The following is a 15,439-nucleotide window of genomic DNA, read 5'->3' as shown; positions in this document are numbered from 1 at the left end:
TTATTGTATTCATTTTTCATATATTTGTCATCTAAACGAAACGTACATCCGATAGACATCTGCTAAAAACTGCTGAAATTTAATACCTTGTTTCCCTAAAACATTTTCAGGATCAATCTTTCTGGCTGGATCAAGTGTTTTATGTGATACGATATCTTTTTTCGGATTCAAGCCGAAGTTTTGACATAAATACGCATGATACCACGTAAAACGGGTATATGCTTCCCAAAAATTAACATCACCGCCATAACAAAGCTCCACTCCAATGGCAGCCTTATTGGCATCATACCCATATAAGTCATTATCTGTCGGCACACCATATCGAACATGATAAGCAACTTCATTTATAGGAATAATTTCTAGTATTGTTTTGTCATCTATAAATGTATGTGCCGAAGCTTTCGGTTGTATTTCATTAAAATAATCCCGATTCCCAATCGCATTGCTACCAGGATTCCCCGTATCATGGCTTACAATAAACCTTACTTTAGAAAGAGGAATTCCCGGCCGTGAACTTCCATATCCAATATAGTTACGCTCTATAGGAAACATCGCCATTACTACCAACTCCCGCTTCAGAAGATTACCTTACTTCTTTATATATGTATTCGGTAGCAATGTCCTTATAGCATATTTCTTACGCGAAGAGAAAATCGAAAATATTTGATGTGAACACCATAAATAATAAAATACTTACAGCAACTCCATAAAAACCGTAAAACCAAACACAATCTTCTTTCGTATCTAAACCGAAAAATTTATTTACTGATTGTAATAATGTGCCGCGCTTACTTTGTTTGTTTCTTAATACTTCCACTCGTTCTACAACATCCGCTGGCATCATAAATCTTTGGTCTACTGTCATTTTCATCATTTATCTCTCCTTAAAATCATTTCCGTTTTGTTTATCTAAGGAGAGTATAGCACGTTTGTTCGTATAGAACAAGCGTTCTTTTCGTTTTTATTTTATTTTTCAGCAAATCCAGTAAGAATCGTGATTACAAAGGCGATAATTGGCCCTACTACAACCGCACCAAATATTAAAAACAGTAGCCCTTCCCCGAACACCCGAACAATACTTGTCTTTTTGGCTTTCGTCGTTCTTGCAAGTTCTCCCTCTAACCTCTTAACCTTTTCTTCTAATTGTTCTACCCGTTCTATCATTTTATTTTCCATACACAACACCTCACTCTAATACTTCAACAAAAAAACGTGATCCCCTCGAAAGGAATCACGTTTTCTCACAATATAATATTATACCCAACCTCTGAAGCGACTTGCTTCAGCCATTTTACGGACACCGACCATATACGCTGCTAAGCGCATATTCACTTTACGAACTTGTGCTGTTTCATAAATAGAATCAAATGATCTTACCATTACTTTTTCTAAACGTTGTTCTACTTCTTCTTCAGTCCAGTAGTAACCTTGGTTATTTTGTACCCACTCAAAGTAAGATACTGTTACCCCACCAGCACTCGCTAATACGTCTGGAACAAGTAAAATTCCGCGATCTGTTAAAATTTTAGTTGCTTCTAATGTTGTTGGACCATTTGCAGCTTCAACAACGATTTTTGCTTTAATATCATTAGCATTTTCTTCTGTAATTTGGTTCTCAATTGCAGCTGGAACTAAAATGTCGCAATCAAGTTCTAACAATTCTTTGTTTGAAATTGTATTATTAAATAGTTTTGTTACTGTACCGAAGCTATCACGACGGTCTAATAAATAATCAATATCTAATCCGTTTGGATCATGTAATGCGCCGTAAGCATCTGAGATCGCAATAACTTTCGCACCTGCATCATGCATAAATTTAGCTAAGAAGCTACCAGCATTACCGAATCCTTGAACAACAACGCGTGCACCTTTAATATCAATGTCGCGTTTTTTTGCAGCTTCGCGAATACAAATTGTAACACCTTTCGCTGTTGCTGTTTCACGTCCATGTGATCCACCTAATACAAGTGGCTTACCTGTAATAAATCCTGGTGAATTAAATTCGTCAATACGGCTATACTCATCCATCATCCATGCCATAATTTGAGAGTTTGTGAATACATCTGGAGCTGGAATATCTTTCGTCGGTCCTACGATTTGGCTAATTGCTCGTACATAACCGCGGCTTAATCTTTCTAACTCACGGAATGACATTTCACGCGGGTCACAGATAATTCCACCTTTACCTCCGCCATATGGTAAATCAACAATACCACATTTTAAACTCATCCAAATTGAAAGTGCTTTCACTTCATTTTCTGTTACATTCGGATGGAAGCGAATTCCACCTTTCGTTGGACCAACAGCATCATTATGTTGTGCACGATATCCTGTAAATATTTTAACAGTCCCGTCATCCATACGAACTGGTATTTTCACTGTCATCATACGAACTGGTTCTTTTAATAATTCATATACTTCGTTTGGATAACCCAATTTTTCTAACGCTTCACTAATAACAATTTGTGTTGAATTCAATAGTTCAAAATGTTGTTCCCTTTGTTGTTGTGTTTTTGTTTGAGTTCCCTTTTCGGCTACCATAGTAAGTAAACCCCCTGTAATTTCACTTGTTTAGTAAACCTTCATTGCCTAGTATACACCGTTAAATTTGGAATGCAATAGAAAACGCTAACAAATATATACAAAGTATTTTCTTTTGCAAGCGTTTTCACTATCATTATAGTCCTTTTATCGCTTTTAGAAAAGTAAAATACTTAAATATTTAAATATTTTTTATTTTATTCATGTACAGTACTTTGAAAAAATACATTTAAGTAAGGTAAAAAACAAAACCTTAGCTATGTTACATTAGCTAAGGTTTTGTTTTTTCACAAAGTAATTGTGTATTTGTTCAATTGCTTGAGAAGCCATTAATTCTTTACCATACTCCATTAGACGATAAATAGTTGCTGTAGACGGATTACCATATTCCGCTAAAATAGCTATAAAATCTGCCTTCAGTAATTGTATTTGCTCCTCTTCTTCCATCCAAAGATAGAAACGCCCATCCCACGTATATAATTTTCCGCCAGTTACATCAAGGTTATATAAACGATTCGACAGGTTAATTACGTCATCTAGTGTAGCAAACTCATAAAGGATATGCTCGCTTTCATCTAGAGTCACTTGCATTTCAATAAACTCGTCACGAAACTCATCATCTGTATCCGCTTCTTGATGTTCTTTCGTTACAATTACGACCATTCCTTGCGCTTGTAGAGAAAATACTTCAACTGCAATCGGACCATCCGCTTCAAATCCTAATTCTTTATTTGCTTCTTGCATCATATCACGAAATAATTGCTGTACTTTCGGTGCATTTCTCCACAAATCTTCTTTCGTTAATCCTCTTTCAGATAAATCATCAAATGTTAAGAAAATTTTTATCTTATTGTAATTTAATCGTTCCAGCCTCATCTCATACCCTCCCTACGCAACCAATGAATATAATTTTTATTATATGAAATAGAAAATAGATGGTTCTTTTCGAACAACTATTCTAACATGTTTAACCAATTATCCCATTCTTCTTTCGTATCACCAATTAGGTTTGTTTGAATGTTCAACTGATCTCCAGCACCTATTTCTCCTATAACCCCAACAGAAAGGTTTTCACTTTTTTCTTGCAACAAATTCAAGTAGCTCGTTGCGTTCTTCAGTTCTCGTCCGTCATCAAAAGAGATTACTACATATTTAGGTCTTATTTGCTCAACAGCTAACGTAATACTATCTTCCGCTAAGCTCGCCCTAATATATATCACCTCATATCCTTTTAATCGTAAATACGTTGAGAAAACAAACCCTTTCAACATATTACTTTCTAACACAACAACTTTGTGTATAGAAGAAAACGATGATGCATTATGATATACCATCCCTAGACGCGTTTGTAAAAATGATACGACATATTGGAATTGCACCATTGTAACTTCATTATTATTTTTTAACGTTAACAATTTATTTGACACTTGAAGAACAATACTTGCGATAACTTTTTCTGTTGCATAAATACTAAAGGCCTCGTTTAACAATGCAGAAGTTGTAATTTCATCAAATTTTAACAAAGCTTGTAGTAAATCGTCCACTAAAACAACTTCTCTATCGTAATGTATTTCATTTTGAACACTATTCTGCAAACGATTCCCTTCTAATAATTGAACTGCTTGTCCAATCATCATGCCGGAAGAAACCTTGTCCATTAACCATTTCAAAATTTGAATATGCTCTTCTGTATATAATCGATGCCCCGCATGATTCCGCTTTGGGGCAATCATTTGATATCTTCTTTCCCATGCACGAAGCGTACTTGGTTGAACTCCAATTATTTTTGAAACAGCTTTTATGTTATATTTTCCGTTTAGAGTTGGCATCATTTCCCTCCGCATAACGTAATAATATGTGTTTGAGCAGGTGCTCGGAAGCGAAGTGGAATCAACGTTGTTCCATACCCATTACTAACAAAAAGAGTTATATTTGAATGCTTATATACGCCACCTTTTAAATATTTTTTAGATGGGAATAATCGAATCTGCCCTCCATGTGTATGTCCACTTAGCACAAGTGAAATTTGTTCTTTTCCAGACATTTTATTTATTATATCAGGGTTGTGGCTAATTAATATGCGAAAACCATCTTCTTTACAATCAGCCAACGCTAAATCTAAACGATCACGTTCCAAACCAACATCATCTACACCGAGCAAACAAATTTTCTCTCCTAATTCAGACTCAAATACAACTCTTGTATTATCTAAAACTTTTACATTATTTTCTAATAACAAAGCATCTAATTCATGATATTCAATTTCATAATCATTATTTCCCCATACAAAATATACAGGAGCTATCGCTCTTAGCTTTTGTATATTTGCAGAGATTTTCGATAAAGGGACACCTTTTTCCGCTAAATCACCACCAATAATTACAAGATCAACTCTTCCTTTTACTTGTTCAATTAACGAATTCGAAATGACCCTTCTATGAATATCAGATATAAAAAATACATTTACTTTTTGAAAACTTTTCGGAAATTCTTCAAATATTAAAGTATGTTCTAGCACCGTATTACGCATTGCTTCTGTATACATTACAAGAAGCATTATAATACCAATACAAACGAGAGTACTTAATAAGATAATCCATATCATATATTTTTACTCCCCTCCTCATAAAGATAATCCTCAGTTTTTATAGTAAGTATTTTACTAACTTTCTCGCTTTGTAGACTTATCTTTTATCGGAATTTTTAATTCTTGACCTACATTCACTTCATCTTTTTGTAAATCATTATACTTTTTAATCACTTCGATCCCAGTTTCATCTGAAAAATATTGCTTCGCTATACTTTCTAAAGTTTCTCCCTCTTTCACCGTATGCGTGACAACTTTCTCAGATGATGCCTCGGACTGAGATTTAGCTGAATCAAAGAAAATGACCTCAAATGCACTTTTTCCAGCGTTATTACCATCACTTTTCACCTGAATATATTTATCCGTATACCATAAAATACTAATTGGTAATAATATGAATAGAAATGTTAAAACTCGAACGAAAATATGATTCATTTTAAACTTTTGTTTTTTCTCTTTATTTCTATGAATTTCACTACGCGGCGGTAAACCTTCTTTTTCTTCCACTCGCTCAACTTCTAATTCCTCTTCAAAATCAGGAATTCGTCTTCTCATGTTGTTCACCACCACCTTCCATTTATTTTCTTAATTGAAGCCCCATTATAAAATCAACAAGAAAGTGTGCAAAGATTGTTATAAACAAATTTCCTGTCCATTCAAATACATAGCCAAAAACAAAACTAATGAAACAGACGAAACAAAACAAAAATGGCTTTTTTATATACCGAATATGTAATACTGCAAATACAAAACTTGCTATTACAATTCCAAAGTGCGTCTGCACTACACCTCTAAATAAAAATTCTTCTGCAAAGCCGATAATGAACGTAATAACAAGTAGATGCATAACCGACATCCCTTGAAACATCCTATCATTAATACCACCATCATCAAACCAAGACTCTGGAAATACTCGCATTGCAACATAATCTAATAACACAATACCAATCGCTAACAAGCCACCTATTATAAGTATAGACACCGGTTCCCATTTCCACAGACTATACACCGATTTTATATCTCGGAATAGTATATATGCTAGTAAACAACCGATACCGATAATAATGAACTGTGTGATATACAGATTCAGCCTTATTTCTTTCGGACTCATATCTTCAATATTATGCCTTTGAATGTTCATCATTCCCCCATCTTTTCTAGACCGAAAAGCTTTTGTAACTCTGTTTCCCAATTATAGTCGAAATCCGATTGTTGCGCTTGTCTTTTTTTATAATCTGTTTTTGTAATATGACAATAGTCGCAGCAATTCTTTACCTCGCCCTCTTTTCTGTAACCGAACTGTCGCAGCAAATATTCTCGTCTACATTCTTTCACTTGTATCCATGATTTCATGTTTTCTAGCTCACTATATTTATTACGTAACCTTATTTCTACTTCAGCTATTAATCTGTTCATAATTTCATCTGACAAGCTCTCTAATATTAGTTTTCGTTGTTGTATGATTCCAAGCTGTTCAAGATGATAGCGGATGAAACGCCAATATTGTTCATTAAATCTTGCTGCATTATAACAAATTTCTTCTACCTCTTCTATTGGTAATTCTTTCGTTTGAAACATTCTTTCCTGCAGTAAAGAAAATAAAAATTGTATTTGTGACTGGCTTGGCAATTCATCTTCAATGATTGAAATTGGTAAATCGTGATCTAACGGACTACATAGTAAAATAGCTATACTTGGTTCACCATCTCTTCCAGCTCTTCCGATTTCTTGTAAATAAGAAGCTATATTAGTCGGATAGTGGAAATGAATAATATATCTCGTATTTGATTTATTTACTCCCATACCAAAAGCACTTGTACATATTACAAGCTGCAACTGGTCATTCATAAACTGCTGTTGAATTAACATACGCTCTTCATGTTCCATACCACCATGATAGAAAGCGACACCAGTAACGCCTTTTCCTCTTAAATATTCCGTTAAACGTTCTGTCCACGCTCTGCTTGAACAATATACAATCCCCGGCCCTTGTAAATACATCACCTGGTCCAAAAGCGCCTCTTTCTTCTCTTCTATCGTCTCTACAAATTGTACTTCCATTGCTATATTTGGACGATCAATAGAATACACATGCTGCGTCACATTCTCCAAATTCAAACTCTCTGCTATATCTCGGAGTACATCTTTCGTCGCTGTTGCAGTTAATGCTAGCACCGTAGGAGACCCGATATTCTTAATAACTACATCTAGTTTTTTATAATCTGGTCTAAAATCATAACCCCATTGCGAAATACAATGAGCTTCATCCACAACAAATAATGAAATATGAACTTTCTTCAATTCTCTTATTAACAATTCCGACTGCAACATCTCTGGTGATACAAAAATAAATTTATAAGAAGCTAATCTTTTCATCGCTTCTCTTTTTTCCTGTAATGTCCGAAAACTATTAAATGCTATCACTCGGTTTTTCACAACATATTTTAATTGTGTAACCTGATCTTCCATCAAAGATAATAATGGTGATACAACAAGTACTGTCCCTTCTTGCATGAGCCCTGGAAGTTGATAGCACATAGACTTCCCTCTTCCGGTCGGAAGCATCGCTATAACATCTTTTCCTTCCAATAAATCTGTAATTACCCCTTTTTGACCTGGACGAAATTCAGAATATCCAAACCACCTATATAAATATTCCTCAAGTTTCATTTATACCCTCCATCCGCGCCAATACAAGACGAACTTCAAAATAAGAGATATCCTCTCCAACCGCTTGTTTCAACTCACGCAGCTTACGTGTTTGTAATGCATCAATTACTTCTGTTACTTTATCTATTTTTTCTTTTTCCATAAACATCTCGATAGAAAAATCTCTTTCTCGCAAAGCAATTTCAACAAAATGATCTTCTATCGTTGCAACCTTTAGATTTCTAATCGTCGCTATTTCTTCTAACGAGCGCCCTTGCCTCCAAAAATTATATGTTTTTTTCGTTGATAAACTAAATAATTCAGCTCTCTCATTTGGATAAGAGATAATCTCAGCTAATAACGGAAATTCATTTTCTTTATCGCGAACTTCTTGTATAAGGAAATGAATTGTACCCCAAAATAAAAAATACACCCTGAAAATATCTCGTTTCGTAATTTCCGCTAACTGCTGCAATGTACAACCGATACGTTCATATCCTGTTAATCTATATGTTACAATCGTCGCTTCTATCACATCACATTTCCCTAAAAGATTATGTATTTCTTTCCATAATCTTTTTGCCAATTCAATTCGCCTATACGGCATACCTGTTAAAAATCGCTTCACCCACACCATTATTTCTGTATCTTGTTGAATAGGAATAAACTTCGTATTATTCTGTTGTAAATTAGATACAGTTTGAATAATTAAAGATAATCTTTTCCAAAACGTTTCACCTAATTCACCATAGTGCAAACCATGTAAATGCGCTGGGAAAGCATACCATTCCTCCCATGTATGTAACTGCATTTCACCTTTAGATGTTAACAAATATGTATTTTCATGTATTTCCTGAATTAAATCTGCTTGCAACAACTTTGCAACTTCACGATCATATTCAGTTCTATTTAACGATTTATATATTCCAAACAAAAAAGAAATTCGGAACATATTTCCATCTTGTAACGTTTGCGAAGAACGTTTTCCCTTTAATAAATAATAAATAGAAGAAACGGTCCTTTCACCATTCAATTGTTTTAAACAATACAATACAGTATATTGTAGTTGCATTACCGCTTCCACCTTTCAATCTAACTTAATTGCTTTTTGTTATGATTGCGCCATCTACCGTTACTCATTAAACTTATCATATGGGCAATATATACTTGTATATATTCTATTGTACCAAACGAAATAACATTTACGTATTTTGAAAATCTTATGACATAATGCAAAAATTAGTTGACACTCTAATTGATAAGGATTATCATTATAATTTTATGTTGAAAAGTTTTAAAAACCGTTTTACAATAAGGTTATAATTTTTATGGCGAGCTTTTCACATACATATTATCAGGAGGGAAAAAAGATGGCAAAATATACAATCGTTGATAAAGATACTTGTATCGCATGTGGTGCTTGTGGCGCTGCTGCACCAGACATTTATGACTATGATGATGAAGGTATTGCATTCGTAACATTAGACGATAACCAAGGTATTGTTGAAATTCCAGATGTATTACTTGAAGATATGATGGATGCATTCGAAGGTTGTCCAACTGACTCAATTAAAGTTGCTGACGAATCATTCGACGGCGATGCTTTAAAATTCGAATAGTCTTTTATTAACTTCAAAAAATACCCCTCATTCCTTTGAGGGGTATTTTTTGTTTTCTATTTTCATTCTCCTTATTAAAAAACCATTAGCAGTTACATACTACTAATGGTTTTATTTTATATTTTATGCATTTTTCATTTTTGCAAACACCCATACTTTCAGGCGTGAGAATAACGCTACAAATACAATTGTCACAACAATTCCTTTAATCAAATTAAATGGTAAGATTGCCGTTACAACCGTTGTCTTTATCGCTTCGCTAGACATAGCTGGTGAATTTAAAAACCAAGTGTAAGCTGGGAATATGATGATGTAATTTAATACGCTCATAATAAGAGCCATTGTAATTGTCCCTAGCATTAATCCTGTCGTTAAACTCTTAACAGTACGATACTTTCTAAATAAGAAAGCTGCTGGTCCAATAAATAAACATCCTGCAATGAAGTTAGCAATTTCTCCAACTGGTACTCCCGTTAAACTCCCTTGAATCCCGTAATGTAAAATATTCTTTATCGCTTCTACAATTATCCCTGCAACCGGCCCGAAAATAATTGCAGCAATTAGAGCTGGTACATCACTAAAATCAATTTTTAAAAATGGCGGAAGCCCTGGGAATGGGAAATCCAACATCATCAGTAAATATGCAATACTACTTAGCATCGCTACACTCACCATCTGCACTACACTGTTTTTTTGTTTCATCTTTCTCTCTCCTTTTCCATCGATCATCTCATGGAAAGTGGAAAGGTTCTGCTATGCCTACTTTTTCATAGAACGAAAAAACCCTTTGTGTTTTACACAAAGGGAGAATTTAAGGCACATCAAACAGACGTTCAAATACCTATCTTTTTTGAACGCTTGAACCTCCATCTTCTCCCATCCAGACTGTACTGTCGGCTTTGGAATCACACCAAATCCTGCCTTAACGGCTCGCGGGCTTAGAACAAAATCACATATAGTTCATCACCGCCGGTCGGGATTTTCACCCTGCCCCGAAGATAGACCGATATTCTATTTTCCACTTCATTATACAACAACATGATCGTATTGTGAACAAAAAATCGTAACTTATTAAAAATAAGTTATTAATTTTACATAATCAAAATCATTCATTATATTTTACAATACACTCCATATTTTTTAGTATTCGGCATTTCTCCTATGAATCCCCTAGTCATATATAATTAAAAGTGATAAGATGTTGAATTGTTAAGATAAGAACATTTTCTGGATTATGGAGGAAATGTCATGAAGAAAGAGAAGAGACACTCTATTCGAGAAACAATGAAAAAAAACTTAAGGAAAGAATACTTTTACTTAAAAAAAGAATTACTTTTCTACTGTCCAATTGATTTAGGCACATTCTCAAGCGAGACATACTATGCTGCTTTCGATGAAGATGGCATCAGTATTTATCAGTATGATAAAAAGACAGAAAGTAAATTAAAATTATGTGAGCGTCATCCGTGGAAGAGTTGGAATAAAGTGAAGGTGGATCATTATTTAACAACTTCACAATTTATTTTTCAAGGTGAGCGAAACTGGATATTATCCCTTTTCCAAAAAGGAAAAGAAGCTCAAAAAATAATTGAAGAGCATACATCTTTACAAACTGAAGTTGTTTCCCGCTCTTTCTTAAAAAAACTTCCTGGTTTCCGTTCTAATGCACCGTTGAATAAATACATCGGCAGCATTTGCTATACTGCACTCATTGCATTTTTATTAAAATGGATGATTCCATTTCAAGGACCACAAATCGCCCTGTACTCTATTTCAATCGGTTGTATGCTTCTTGGTTTACTTTGTTTGACAATTGGTTTAATTGAACCGACTATTGTACTATTTCGAACAAACGAAAAAACAAGAGCGAAAGTATTTTACTTATATAGCTACTTAGCTATTTCTGGATTTATATGTGTCTTTATTTTTTGGTAAAAAAGAGCTAGTTAAACTAGCTCTTTTTTTTACTTTACATATAATTGTTGATTTGGATAAATGAGCTCTTGTTGCAATCCATTTTTTTCTTGAATTTCCTTAACGGACATTCTAAATTTCCGCGCAATGCTAACTAGAGTGTCGCCTTTTTGGACGACGTATAACGATGAAGAAACTGTTTCATTTCTTTGTTCATGTAAAACAAGCAATGGATTCATCGCATTCTTTTTTGCCATCGTCCATTTTCCTTGATGAACTTCTAAATGTAAGTGTGCACCTCGGGATTCTCCTGTATTTCCTACTTCTCCAATTATTTCTCCCTTTGAAATATAATCTCCTTGAACTACATATCTCTTATTTAAATGTGCATACACAGCCTCATATTCTCCATGTTTAATAAATATAACGTTTCCATAACTACTTGAATAATAAGACTTTGTTACCTTCCCTTCTTGAATAGCTGACACAGGCGTGCCGATCGGTGCCGCTATATCTATACCGTAGTGTTTTCCGTGCCTTGTTCCAAAATAATCACTTATCTGTCCTTCAACAGGCCATGCCCATTGATTTCCCTCTGCGTACACATGTAATTGAGATAAAAACAGTACTGTCAATAACATGACGCCGTATTTTAAAGCTTTCATATACATCCTCCGTTTTCTAATTACGACCATACCTTCTCTATTTTGGTATATTACAGAAAAAAGTATACAAAAAAAGAAAGTGAATCACTCCACTTCCTTCTCTTTCTTATCACGAAAAACGATTGCACTGCGATTATACTCTACATCTTTTACTTGTAATCGAGCGTTTATTACTCTAGCTACTGCAAATAAATAGTCAGATAATCTATTGACATACTTTAGAACAACTGCATTTATTTCTCCTTCCTTTTGCAAGGACACGATACATCGTTCTGCTCGCCTTACAACTGTACGTGCAATATGAATAGCAGCTGCCGATTCGCTTCCACCTGGTAAAATAAACCGTTCTAGCGGCGGTGCTTCTTCTATATACGAATCAATCCTACTTTCTAAGTTTTCGACCATTTCAATTTTTACTTTATAAGGAATTTTCTCGCCTACTATCGCCAAGTCTCCCCCGCAATCAAATAGTTCATGTTGAATATTTTCAAGTTCATTATAAATATCTCCGAAAGACCCGCCTTGTAGTTTAGTCATCGCATATCCAATATGAGAATTCGCCTCATCTATTGTGCCATATGCTTCAACTCGGATATTATCTTTATCCACTCTGCCGCCTATTACACTTGTTGTCCCTTTATCTCCTGTTTTTGTATATAATTTCATTGCTTTACGACACCCCTCTCATCATTCTTCATTCGACTAAGTTAGAAAAAAAGTTCTACTATTATTTATTTAATTGATTTTACAAAAAAATAAACAACAGTAGAACTTTATTCATTATCAACTTTTAAAACGCATATTTAAATTATACGATTCGGTAAATATACAGAGAATGTAGTTCCCTCTCCAACAACACTTGAAACAGCAATTTTCCCATCATGGCCTTGCACAATATTTTTTGCAATCGCAAGCCCGAGTCCTGTTCCACCTTTTTTCCCACGTGTTCTTGCTTTATCAGCTTTATAGAAACGATCAAATAAAAATGGAATATCTTCTTCTGGAATACCAGCGCCCGAATCTTGTACTTCAAAAATAAGACCGTTATTTTTCGTATCAATTACAAGCGTTACGTGTCCACCTGCGTTCGTATGACGTATTGCGTTATCAATTAAATTCGTCAATACTTGTTCCATACGATCTGCATCAAACGGGTATTGCTCAATTGGATTTTTGAAATCAACCGTTAACGCGACTTCTTTATCCTTTGCAATTCCTTGGAATTTACGACCTATTTTTTCAACGAAAGGATGAATATCAACTTCACCTATATGTAACTCTACATTACCACTTTCCATACGCGCTAAATCTAACAATTCATTTACAAGTTTCCCTAAACGAACGGATTCATCATAAATGATTTGAACAAACTCGTTAATTTCTTCTTTTGTTTGCACAATATCATCTAAAATTGCTTCACTATACCCTTGGAGCATGACCATCGGTGTACGAAGTTCATGTGATACGTTCGCAATAAAGTCTTGGCGCATTTTCTCAAGACGGCGTTCTTCCGTCATATCACGCAATACAGCTACAGCCCCACGAATTTTCGTTTGATTGTAAAGCGGCGTCATAAGAACTACATAGTTACCTTTTTGTAAATTAATTTCAACCACTTGTTGTTGTTCGCTTTCTACAACGAGATGGAATAGTTCAACAAGTTCAGAAGGTAGTTTTTTACTGAGCTCTATCTCTTTTTCTTCTTGCCAAACTTGTAAGAAATGTTCAGCCGGCGGATTGATTACAACGACTTCACCCTCTTGATTTAATGTAATAACCCCATCTGCCATACTACTTAAAATACTAGCTAACTGTTCTTTCTCTTGCTGCAGGGCATTCATATTAAACTTCAACTGTTTCCCCATTTGATTTAAGGCTGTTGCAAGCTCACCAATCTCGTCCTGGGATACCATAGGAGCTTTTGCATCAAACTTCCCACGCGACACCTCAAAAGCAACCTCACGCATTTTACGAAGTGGCGCTGTAATTCGAGTAGATAAAAAGAATGCAAAGAAAGTTGTTAATATAATCGCAATCCCTGCTGATAAGAATATAAAATCAGTCGTTCTTTCCATACCTTGTATCGGTACTTGTAAAGATTCGTATACAAACACTGCACTTTCATTTTTTGACTGCACTGGTTTTCCGACAATCATAATATCATTTTCAGTATTTTTATTCTTTCTACTATTAGAGGCTTTTCTAATGTTATTCTTAATTTCTTTTTTGTCTGTAAAAACAGCCGCTAATTCTTTATCTTCTTTCAAATCATCCATTGTAAGAGTGACTAATCCTTCTTGTTTCGGTGAAGAAGATATTTCTTTACCATCTTCTACAATAATGATCCTTGAAAGTGGGTCAGAGAATTTGTACGCGATATTCTCAATCGTTTTTACATCGGCACCTTCTTCAATTAACTCTGAAACACTTGTTGCAACTTTTTGAAGCCTAGCTTCACTCATATCTACATAATATGTTCTAAAAAACTGTGAAAGTAAAATCGCAACAAATCCAAGCACGAACGAAACGAGAAGTAATATGGTCATCCATAACTTCCCTACTACACTTCTCCAAAGCATCAGTCGTTCACAACCTCAAACTTGTAACCTACGCCCCAAACGGTAACAATCATCTTCGCAGCATCGGGTGATTTTTTACTTAACTTCTCACGTAAACGCTTTACATGCGTATCAACTGTACGTAAATCTCCGAAGAATTCATATTGCCATACTTCTTTTAGCAATTGCTCACGATCGAATACTTTATCAGGCGCTTTCGCTAAGAATAATAGTAATTCGTACTCTTTCGGTGTTAAATTCACCTCATTACCATCTGCTGTAACACGGTGTGCATCATTATCAATTGTTAAATGAGGGAATACAGTAACATCTTTTGTCGTTGTATCTTGTGTAAAGAATGTTGTTGGTACAGAACGGCGTAAGACCGCTTTCACTCGAAGCACTACTTCACGTGGGCTAAATGGTTTCACAATATAATCATCGGTTCCTACCTCAAACCCTTGTACTCGATTTACTTCTTCACCTTTTGCTGTCAACATAATAATTGGCGTCGCTTTCTTCTCACGAACCCCTTTACATACTTCGATACCATCTTTACCAGGCATCATAAGATCTAATAAAATTAAATCATAATCATTTTGCAGCGCCATTTCTAAAGCTGTATCACCATTGTCTGCTTCTTCAATTGTGTATTGTTCTCTCTCTAAATACATTTTCAACAAACGACGAATACGATCCTCATCGTCTACAATTAAAATTCTTGATTCATTTTCCATTTCTACCCGTTGCGTACTTTTACCACAACGGTTCACACCTACCCTTCTATACTATTATGTTGCGCTATTCTCGTTTATTTAAGCAATCTTCTAAATGTTTCACTTCCCATATTATGCTTCACAAGAATAATAAAGTTTGTTCAATTTTTTTCCAAAACTATGTATTTTT

The 15,439-nt window shown here is 34.8% G+C and carries 18 protein-coding genes and 1 riboswitch; of the genes, 2 read left to right on the top strand and 16 right to left on the bottom strand.

The annotated features are described in order from the left end of the window. Positions 1 to 27 precede the first annotated feature (27 nt). The 11 genes from EGX95_RS06310 to EGX95_RS06260 all read right to left on the bottom strand — a co-directional run bounded on the left by EGX95_RS06310 (position 28) and on the right by EGX95_RS06260 (position 8,849). On the bottom strand, positions 28 to 558 hold the full coding sequence (locus tag EGX95_RS06310) for a peptidoglycan recognition protein family protein (RefSeq protein WP_001240643.1): 531 nt from the start codon (positions 556 to 558) through the stop codon (positions 28 to 30). A gap of 79 nt (positions 559 to 637) precedes the next feature. Next, positions 638 to 874, bottom strand: coding sequence for a DUF3961 domain-containing protein (locus tag EGX95_RS06305; RefSeq protein ID WP_001983018.1), 237 nt, complete (start codon positions 872 to 874; stop codon positions 638 to 640). 92 nt (positions 875 to 966) lie between these two features. Beyond that, positions 967 to 1,176, bottom strand: coding sequence for a hypothetical protein (locus EGX95_RS06300; protein ID WP_000428469.1), 210 nt, complete (start codon positions 1,174 to 1,176; stop codon positions 967 to 969). A gap of 78 nt (positions 1,177 to 1,254) precedes the next feature. After that, positions 1,255 to 2,541 (bottom strand): NAD-specific glutamate dehydrogenase, encoded by a 1,287-nt coding sequence (gudB, locus tag EGX95_RS06295; protein ID WP_000225176.1) that lies wholly within the window; start codon positions 2,539 to 2,541, stop codon positions 1,255 to 1,257. A gap of 267 nt (positions 2,542 to 2,808) precedes the next feature. Beyond that, positions 2,809 to 3,417, bottom strand: coding sequence for a genetic competence negative regulator (locus EGX95_RS06290; RefSeq protein WP_001235392.1), 609 nt, complete (start codon positions 3,415 to 3,417; stop codon positions 2,809 to 2,811). 77 nt (positions 3,418 to 3,494) lie between these two features. Then, a complete protein-coding gene (locus EGX95_RS06285) occupies positions 3,495 to 4,370 on the bottom strand; it encodes a MerR family transcriptional regulator (protein ID WP_001142635.1) in 876 nt (291 codons plus the stop codon). Next, a complete protein-coding gene (locus tag EGX95_RS06280) occupies positions 4,370 to 5,146 on the bottom strand; it encodes a metallophosphoesterase (protein WP_000637818.1) in 777 nt (258 codons plus the stop codon). Before EGX95_RS06280 ends, EGX95_RS06285 begins: the two co-directional genes overlap by 1 nt. Positions 5,147 to 5,203: 57 nt before the next feature. Next, positions 5,204 to 5,683 carry a LysM peptidoglycan-binding domain-containing protein gene (locus EGX95_RS06275; RefSeq protein WP_001254344.1) on the bottom strand — a complete coding sequence of 160 codons (480 nt, stop codon included), beginning with the start codon at positions 5,681 to 5,683 and terminating at the stop codon, positions 5,204 to 5,206. 22 nt (positions 5,684 to 5,705) lie between these two features. Continuing rightward, positions 5,706 to 6,269 (bottom strand): CPBP family intramembrane glutamic endopeptidase, encoded by a 564-nt coding sequence (locus EGX95_RS06270; protein WP_001025765.1) that lies wholly within the window; start codon positions 6,267 to 6,269, stop codon positions 5,706 to 5,708. After that, on the bottom strand, positions 6,269 to 7,798 hold the full coding sequence (locus EGX95_RS06265) for a RecQ family ATP-dependent DNA helicase (protein WP_000762990.1): 1,530 nt from the start codon (positions 7,796 to 7,798) through the stop codon (positions 6,269 to 6,271). Before EGX95_RS06265 ends, EGX95_RS06270 begins: the two co-directional genes overlap by 1 nt. Continuing rightward, entirely contained in the window at positions 7,788 to 8,849 is a 1,062-nt protein-coding gene (locus EGX95_RS06260) for a YpbB family protein (RefSeq protein ID WP_001177005.1), read from the bottom strand. The genes EGX95_RS06265 and EGX95_RS06260 overlap by 11 nt, the downstream gene beginning before the upstream one ends. Before the next feature lie 298 nt (positions 8,850 to 9,147). On the opposite strand from EGX95_RS06260, the gene EGX95_RS06255 reads away from it, so the two are divergent. Beyond that, positions 9,148 to 9,396 carry a ferredoxin gene (locus tag EGX95_RS06255; protein WP_001151996.1) on the top strand — a complete coding sequence of 83 codons (249 nt, stop codon included), beginning with the start codon at positions 9,148 to 9,150 and terminating at the stop codon, positions 9,394 to 9,396. 123 nt (positions 9,397 to 9,519) lie between these two features. Here the strand turns inward: EGX95_RS06255 and EGX95_RS06250 are convergent, their stop codons facing one another. Further along, on the bottom strand, positions 9,520 to 10,098 hold the full coding sequence (locus EGX95_RS06250; protein WP_000810850.1) for an ECF transporter S component: 579 nt from the start codon (positions 10,096 to 10,098) through the stop codon (positions 9,520 to 9,522). Between the two features lie 162 nt (positions 10,099 to 10,260). Continuing rightward, a riboswitch (FMN riboswitch) is annotated at positions 10,261 to 10,400 on the bottom strand. A gap of 244 nt (positions 10,401 to 10,644) precedes the next feature. Between EGX95_RS06250 and EGX95_RS06245 the strand changes: the two genes are divergently transcribed. Continuing rightward, positions 10,645 to 11,331 (top strand): hypothetical protein, encoded by a 687-nt coding sequence (locus tag EGX95_RS06245; RefSeq protein ID WP_000711807.1) that lies wholly within the window; start codon positions 10,645 to 10,647, stop codon positions 11,329 to 11,331. A gap of 29 nt (positions 11,332 to 11,360) precedes the next feature. Here the strand turns inward: EGX95_RS06245 and EGX95_RS06240 are convergent, their stop codons facing one another. The 4 genes from EGX95_RS06240 to resD form a co-directional block, all read right to left on the bottom strand. After that, entirely contained in the window at positions 11,361 to 11,975 is a 615-nt protein-coding gene (locus EGX95_RS06240; protein WP_000645701.1) for a peptidoglycan DD-metalloendopeptidase family protein, read from the bottom strand. Between the two features lie 84 nt (positions 11,976 to 12,059). Next, positions 12,060 to 12,641 carry a cob(I)yrinic acid a,c-diamide adenosyltransferase gene (locus EGX95_RS06235; RefSeq protein ID WP_000781283.1) on the bottom strand — a complete coding sequence of 194 codons (582 nt, stop codon included), beginning with the start codon at positions 12,639 to 12,641 and terminating at the stop codon, positions 12,060 to 12,062. A 137-nt stretch (positions 12,642 to 12,778) separates the two neighbouring features. Then, a complete protein-coding gene (resE, locus tag EGX95_RS06230) occupies positions 12,779 to 14,554 on the bottom strand; it encodes a sensor histidine kinase ResE (protein WP_000964669.1) in 1,776 nt (591 codons plus the stop codon). After that, positions 14,554 to 15,270: a DNA-binding response regulator ResD gene (gene resD, locus EGX95_RS06225; protein ID WP_000426862.1), complete on the bottom strand. Its 717-nt coding sequence runs from the start codon at positions 15,268 to 15,270 to the stop codon at positions 14,554 to 14,556. Before resD ends, resE begins: the two co-directional genes overlap by 1 nt. Positions 15,271 to 15,439 lie beyond the last annotated feature (169 nt).

The organism is Bacillus sp. FDAARGOS_527 (assembly GCF_003812125.1).
In the GTDB taxonomy this organism is placed as follows: domain Bacteria; phylum Bacillota; class Bacilli; order Bacillales; family Bacillaceae_G; genus Bacillus_A; species Bacillus_A paranthracis.
Note: the sequence above shows the minus strand (reverse complement) of the source record. Positions and strands in the feature narration are given on the sequence as shown.

Bases quoted from the DNA above. Each gene is read 5' to 3' on its own strand.
- EGX95_RS06240 (WP_000645701.1), bottom strand. From the start codon at position 11,975: ATGAAAGCTTTAAAATACGGCGTCATGTTATTGACAGTACTGTTTTTA.
- EGX95_RS06300 (WP_000428469.1), bottom strand. From the start codon at position 1,176: ATGGAAAATAAAATGATAGAACGGGTAGAACAATTAGAAGAAAAGGTT.
- EGX95_RS06285 (WP_001142635.1), bottom strand. From the start codon at position 4,370: ATGCCAACTCTAAACGGAAAATATAACATAAAAGCTGTTTCAAAAATA.
- EGX95_RS06290 (WP_001235392.1), bottom strand. From the start codon at position 3,417: ATGAGGCTGGAACGATTAAATTACAATAAGATAAAAATTTTCTTAACA.
- EGX95_RS06245 (WP_000711807.1), top strand. From the start codon at position 10,645: ATGAAGAAAGAGAAGAGACACTCTATTCGAGAAACAATGAAAAAAAAC.
- gudB (WP_000225176.1), bottom strand. From the start codon at position 2,541: ATGGTAGCCGAAAAGGGAACTCAAACAAAAACACAACAACAAAGGGAA.
- EGX95_RS06305 (WP_001983018.1), bottom strand. From the start codon at position 874: ATGATGAAAATGACAGTAGACCAAAGATTTATGATGCCAGCGGATGTT.
- resD (WP_000426862.1), bottom strand. From the start codon at position 15,270: ATGGAAAATGAATCAAGAATTTTAATTGTAGACGATGAGGATCGTATT.
- EGX95_RS06270 (WP_001025765.1), bottom strand. From the start codon at position 6,269: ATGAACATTCAAAGGCATAATATTGAAGATATGAGTCCGAAAGAAATA.
- EGX95_RS06265 (WP_000762990.1), bottom strand. From the start codon at position 7,798: ATGAAACTTGAGGAATATTTATATAGGTGGTTTGGATATTCTGAATTT.
- EGX95_RS06235 (WP_000781283.1), bottom strand. From the start codon at position 12,641: ATGAAATTATATACAAAAACAGGAGATAAAGGGACAACAAGTGTAATA.
- EGX95_RS06275 (WP_001254344.1), bottom strand. From the start codon at position 5,683: ATGAGAAGACGAATTCCTGATTTTGAAGAGGAATTAGAAGTTGAGCGA.
- EGX95_RS06310 (WP_001240643.1), bottom strand. From the start codon at position 558: ATGGCGATGTTTCCTATAGAGCGTAACTATATTGGATATGGAAGTTCA.
- EGX95_RS06255 (WP_001151996.1), top strand. From the start codon at position 9,148: ATGGCAAAATATACAATCGTTGATAAAGATACTTGTATCGCATGTGGT.
- EGX95_RS06260 (WP_001177005.1), bottom strand. From the start codon at position 8,849: ATGCAACTACAATATACTGTATTGTATTGTTTAAAACAATTGAATGGT.
- resE (WP_000964669.1), bottom strand. From the start codon at position 14,554: ATGCTTTGGAGAAGTGTAGTAGGGAAGTTATGGATGACCATATTACTT.
- EGX95_RS06250 (WP_000810850.1), bottom strand. From the start codon at position 10,098: ATGAAACAAAAAAACAGTGTAGTGCAGATGGTGAGTGTAGCGATGCTA.
- EGX95_RS06280 (WP_000637818.1), bottom strand. From the start codon at position 5,146: ATGATATGGATTATCTTATTAAGTACTCTCGTTTGTATTGGTATTATA.